Consider the following 5,350-nt stretch of genomic DNA (forward strand, 5'->3'; position numbering starts at 1 on the left):
GCGGCGTGGGGTGGCGCGGCCGCCCCGCCGGGGCCCGCCGCTACCGTCGGCCCATGCAGCAGATCACACCCTGTCTCTGGTTCGACGACCAGGCCGAGGAAGCCGTCCGCCACTACACCTCGGTCATCCCCAACTCCCGGATCACCGGCGTCACCCACTACACCGAGGCCGGCCCGGGCACGCCCGGCACCGTGCTGACGGTCGCCTTCGAACTCGACGGCCGCCCCTACGTGGCCCTCAACGGCGGCCCGCTCTTCCCGTTCACCGAGGCGGTCTCGCTCCAGGTGCACTGCGACGACCAGGCGGAGGTGGACCGGCTCTGGGCGGCCCTGCTGGAGGGCGGCGGCCAGGAGGGACCTTGCGGCTGGCTCAAGGACCGCTGGGGCCTGTCCTGGCAGGTCACCCCGCAGGTACTGATCGACCTGGTCGCCGACCCGGACCGGGCCAAGGCCGCCCGGGTCACCACGGCGATGCTGGAGATGCGCAGGATCGACATCCAGCGGCTGCTCGACGCCGCGGCGGGGGCCGCGGCGGGGTGAGACACCGGGAGCGGGAGCCGGGACCGGGGCCGGGGTCCGAGCAAGGGCTGCGGGCTCAGCTCCGGGCGCCCGCCGGGGGCTTCCCGCGCCGGCGGCGGACCCGGGCGAGGACCGGGCGCTCGCCGCGGAGCCAGCGGCGCAGCCGGCCGAGCCGGGAGAACCGCTCCCGGCCCGCCACCGAGGCCCGGTCCAGCTCCTCCATCAGCCGCCGGGAGCGGTGCTCCAGGTCCAGTTCGTCGAGGATCCGGTCGACCTCGGTCAGCAGCGACCCGAGCAGGTGCCAGGAGTCCGGGTCCGCGCGGACCTGCTCCAACAGCAGCCGGGCGACGTTCTCCCGGCTCGCCCAGGCGGCGGTCAGCTCGGCGGCGAGCCGCTCCTCGGCCTCCTCGGCGTTCCGGCTGACCTGGGTGGTGACCAGCACGGCGAAACTCACCAGCGCGCCGCCGACATGGGCGAGCAGCTCCTCCATCGCCACCGCGAGGCCCGGCGCCACCAACGGCTCGCCGGGCCCGCGCCGTTTGGCGAGGTCGGTGAGCGAGCGCGAGATGACCCGGATCACCACCACGCAGATCTCCAGCGTGTCCAGGCCGGTGCGCAGCACCAGCCGGGACAGCAGCCCCTCGCTGATCCGGGGGTTGAACCGGAGGCTGTCCTCGGCCTGGCGCAGCGCGGCGTCGACGTCGGCGATCGCCTGATCGAGCCGGCGGGCCTCGTGCAGGCGCTCGACGGCGTCCTCGACGGCGGTGGGCCGGCCCAGTTGCTCGGCGAGGTCGAGCAGCAGGTGCCGGGCCCGGCGGGCCAGGTCCTCGATCGACTCGCCCGCGGTGTCCACCCAGACCGGCGGGGCGAACACCAGGTTGAACAGAAGGCCGACGCTCGCGCCGATCAGCGTCTCCAGCACCCGGTCCCAGGCCTGGGAGGCGAGTTTGGTGACGCCCAGGATCAGCATCGCGCTGATCGCGACCTCCTGGACGAACTCGTCCACCCGGACGAACCGGCCGATCACCAGCGAGGCCAGGATGATCAGTCCGAGGCTCCACCAGGAGAGCCCGACCACCGCGCTGAAGCCGATCGCGATCAGCACGCCGACGACCACCGAGTTCACCCGGCGGATGCTGGTGGTGAGCGTCGAGTAGACGGTGACCTGGACCACCAGCAGTGCGGTGAGCGGGGCCGTCAGGGGGGCCGGTTCGCTGCTGAGCCAGGTCGCCACCACGTAGGAGAGGGTGGCGGCGACGGTCGCCCGGGCGGTTTGGACGGCGAAGGGTTCACGGGCGGCGCGGCGCAGCAGGCCGACCACGGAGTCCGGTAGCAGGGCCATGCGCACCTCCTTCCCCGTCTCCCGGCCCCCACCGGTCCGGTCCTGTCCGGTCCGTACCGGTCCGCACCGGGCGAGGGCTACTGCTTGCCGCGCCCCTCGCGCAGCAGCTTCCACGGCGCGAGCGCCGACTCCACCTGCACCCCGAGGCTCATCTTGGACGCGCCCTCGACCCGCTCCTCGAAGCGGATCGGCACCTCCTTGATGGTGAGCCCCTGGCGCACCACCCGGTGGTTCAGCTCGACCTGGAACGAGTAGCCGTTGCTGTGCACCGACGGCAGGTCGATGGCCCGCAGGGTCTGCGCCTTCCAGGCCTTGAAACCGGCGGTGGCGTCCCGCACGCCCAGGCCGAGGATGGTGTTCACATAGAGGTTGGCCCAGGCGGAGAGCGCCTTGCGGTGCCACGGCCACTCCTCGGCGGTCGACCCGCCGGGCACGTACCGGGAGCCGAGCACCACGGCCGTGTCGTCGGCCAGCAGGGTCTCCACCATCAGCGGCAGGACGGCGGCCGGGTGGGACAGGTCGGCGTCCATCTGGACGACCACGTCCGCGTCGTCCTCCAGGGCCCGGGTCATGCCGGCCACGTAGGCGCGGCCGAGGCCGTCCTTCTCGGTGCGGTGCAGCACCGAGACCCGGCCCTCGGACTCGGCGGCCAGCTTGTCGGCCACCTCGCCGGTGCCGTCGGGGGAGTTGTCGTCGACGACCAGCAGATGCAGGTTCGGCAGGTCGAGCCCGGCCAGCAGGCCGGCGAGGACCGGAAGGTTCTCCCGCTCGTTGTAGGTGGGCACGACCACAACGACCTTCGGGGCGGCCTCGACCATGTTCTGTTCCCTCGCGAGTTCGGCGGCACGGCCGTCGGGCTGCGACGGCCGTGCGAGTCTAGCCGCGCCGCTTCGAACAGCGCCGCGCCGGACCACCCTCCGGACCCGGAGCACCCTTGGCCCGCTGGGCCGGGCACGGTCGCCGCCGGTCACCCGGCCCGGGGCCGGACCGCCGGTCACCTGGACCGGGTCCGGATCGCCGGTCACCTGGACCGGCGGGAACTCCAGGCGGGGGCGACGATGCCGATCAGGCCGATCGCGAAGGCGAGCTGGAGCAGATGGCGGATCCAGTCGATGCCGGAGGTGTGCCGGACACCGACCCACCCGGCGACCGCGTTGCCCAGCCAGGCCCCGGCCGCGCCGAGCAGCATGGTCAGCCACCACGGGATGGCCTGCGGGCCGCGCAGGATCAGCTTGGCGATCACACCGAGCACGAAGCCGATGAGCAGAATCCACAGGAGCTGGAACATCGCATTCCACCTTTCGAGGCACGTTCCCTCATGATCGCCCGAACCGCGCGGCACGGCACGTCCAGACGCCGACCGCCGCGGTGCGGGCCGTCCGGGCCCCCGCCTGCCCCGACCGCGCCGGGCTACTCCCCGGGCCGCTCCCGTACCCCTCCCTCGGGGGCCCGCCCGGCGGTTACGCTCCGCGACCGCGGTCGGCGGTCACGGTCGGAGACCGTCAGCGGAAGCCCTGGACCGGTCGGCGGTCGGACCCGGCGGTCGGACCCGGCGGTCCGGGGACGGACGACTCTGGCGGGGGACGGTACCCAGCCGCTACGGTCTGGACCAGCCACCCGTCCGGCCGATCGGCCGCGCCCCGTCCTGGCCACTTCCGGGAGTCGTCATCAGCACCCGATCCACCGTCAGTGCCGCTCCCGCCGACGCCGCTTCGGCACCCGGGACGCCCGACGCGCTCACCCTGACCGACCTGCTCGACGACCGGGCCGCCCGGCACCCGGACCGGCCCGCGCTGATCGCCCCCGGCCGCCCGGCACTCGACTACCGGACGTGGCGGGAGCGCGCGGTGCGCGCCGCCCACGGGCTCGCCCGGGCGGGCGTCCGGCCGGGCGAGCGGGTGCTGCTGCTCTTCCCCAACCGGTCCTGGGACGCCTATGCGGTGGCCTTCCTGGCCACCCACTACGCGGGCGCGGCGGCGGTCGTCGTCCGCGAGGACCTGAGCGCCGAGGACACCGCGCGGCTGGCGGGCGACAGCGGAGCGGTCCTCGCGGTCGCCGCCGCCGACGAGGACGAGCGGGCCGCCGCGGCCGACGTCCGCTGCCTGCCGCTGGCCGGACTGGAGGCCAACGGCAACGGCGACAGCGACCGCGACGGTGACGGTGACGGCGCGCAGGAACCGCCGTACCGCCCCGCCCCCGGCGACCTCGCCCAGGTCATCGGCACCTCCGGCACCACCGGCGCGCCCAAGGGCGTGCACGCCGCCCACGCCAGCCTGACCGCCGGCCAGCGGCTCGACCCGCGCCCGCGCCCCTACGCCCACTCCGCGCACGCCGTGCACGCCTTCCCGATCGGCACCAACGCGGCCCAGGTGGTGCTGGTCAACGCGCTGGTCGCCGCGCCCGCCACGATCTGCCTGCCGCGCTTCGACGCCGAGGAGTTCGGGCGGACCGTCGCCGAACACCGCGCCGGCACCGTCTTCCTGGTGCCCTCGATGGCCGTCGAACTGCTCAACTCCGGTGCGGTCGGACGGCACGACCTGAGCAGCGTCCTGCTGATCAGCTCCTCCGCCGCCGCCCTGCCCGCCCCCGTCGCCGCCGCCCTGCGCGCAGCCCTGCCGACCGCGACCCTGGTCAACACCTACACCTCCGCCGAGGCGTCGCCCGCCCAGATATCCGCCGTCGTCGACGCCCGTCGGCCCGGTTCGGTCGGCCGCCCCGCCAACCCGGCCGACCTGCGGCTGCTCGACCAGGACGGGCAGCCGGTCGAGACGGGCACCGTCGGCGAGGTCTGGCTGCGCCAGCCCGGACCCCCGCGCGGCTACACGGCCGGCGCGCAGGCCACGGCCGCCGTCTTCCGCGACGGCTGGGTGCGGATGGGAGACCTCGGCCGGCTCGACGCCGACGGCTACCTCCACCTGGTCGACCGGGAGAGCGACATCATCAAGTCCGGCGCCCTCAAGATCTCCACGATGCGCATCGAGGACGTCCTGCACGCCCACCCGCAGGTCGCCGACGCGGCCGCGCTCGGCCTCCCGCACCCCGTCATGGGCGCCGTGCCGGTGGCCGCGGTCGTGCCCGCCGCCAACGGCCTGGACCTCGACGAACTGCGGCTCTTCCTCGCCGCCCGCCTCGGCCGGGCCGAACTGCCGGTCCGGATCCTGCTCACCGACCGGCTGCCCCGCAACCCCAGCGGCAAGGTCGTCAAGCACGAACTCCGGGCACGCTTCGACACCCCCACCGAGGCACCGGCCGGCACCCCGCCCACCACCGGCACCGAACTCGCCCTCGCCGCCGTCTGGCGCAAGGTGCTCGGCCGGCCGGTCGCGGCCGTCGAGGACGAGTTCTTCGCGCTCGGCGGCGACTCCTTCCGCGCCGTCCAGCTCGCCGCCGCGGTCTCCGCCGAGTTCGGCGTCGCCGCGAGCACGGCCCTGGTCTTCGAACGCCCCTCGCTGCGCGCCCAGGCCGCCTGGGTCGCCACCGCGCCCAGGAC

At 74.7% G+C, this 5,350-nt stretch carries 5 protein-coding genes; 2 read left to right on the forward strand and 3 right to left on the reverse strand.

What is annotated here, in order from left to right:
- The first annotated feature begins 53 nt into the window (after window positions 1–53).
- Entirely contained in the window at window positions 54–539 is a 486-nt protein-coding gene (locus tag VR45_RS25935; protein ID WP_045942260.1) for a VOC family protein, read from the forward strand.
- 55 nt (window positions 540–594) lie between these two features.
- Here VR45_RS25935 and VR45_RS25940 read toward each other — a convergent pair whose 3' ends face one another.
- The 3 genes from VR45_RS25940 to VR45_RS25950 form a co-directional block, all read right to left on the reverse strand.
- Window positions 595–1,860: an aromatic acid exporter family protein gene (locus VR45_RS25940; RefSeq protein ID WP_045942257.1), complete on the reverse strand. Its 1,266-nt coding sequence runs from the start codon at window positions 1,858–1,860 to the stop codon at window positions 595–597.
- 77 nt (window positions 1,861–1,937) lie between these two features.
- Window positions 1,938–2,678 carry a polyprenol monophosphomannose synthase gene (locus VR45_RS25945; RefSeq protein ID WP_045942258.1) on the reverse strand — a complete coding sequence of 247 codons (741 nt, stop codon included), beginning with the start codon at window positions 2,676–2,678 and terminating at the stop codon, window positions 1,938–1,940.
- Window positions 2,679–2,881: 203 nt separating this feature from the next.
- A complete protein-coding gene (locus tag VR45_RS25950) occupies window positions 2,882–3,148 on the reverse strand; it encodes a hypothetical protein (protein WP_045942259.1) in 267 nt (88 codons plus the stop codon).
- A 463-nt stretch (window positions 3,149–3,611) separates the two neighbouring features.
- Between VR45_RS25950 and VR45_RS25955 the strand changes: the two genes are divergently transcribed.
- A partial coding sequence (locus tag VR45_RS25955) for an AMP-binding protein (protein ID WP_234326164.1) occupies window positions 3,612–5,350 on the forward strand: 1,739 nt, incomplete at its 3' end.

This window comes from Streptomyces sp. NRRL S-495 (assembly GCF_000966955.1).
GTDB classification, from domain to species: domain Bacteria; phylum Actinomycetota; class Actinomycetes; order Streptomycetales; family Streptomycetaceae; genus Kitasatospora; species Kitasatospora purpeofusca.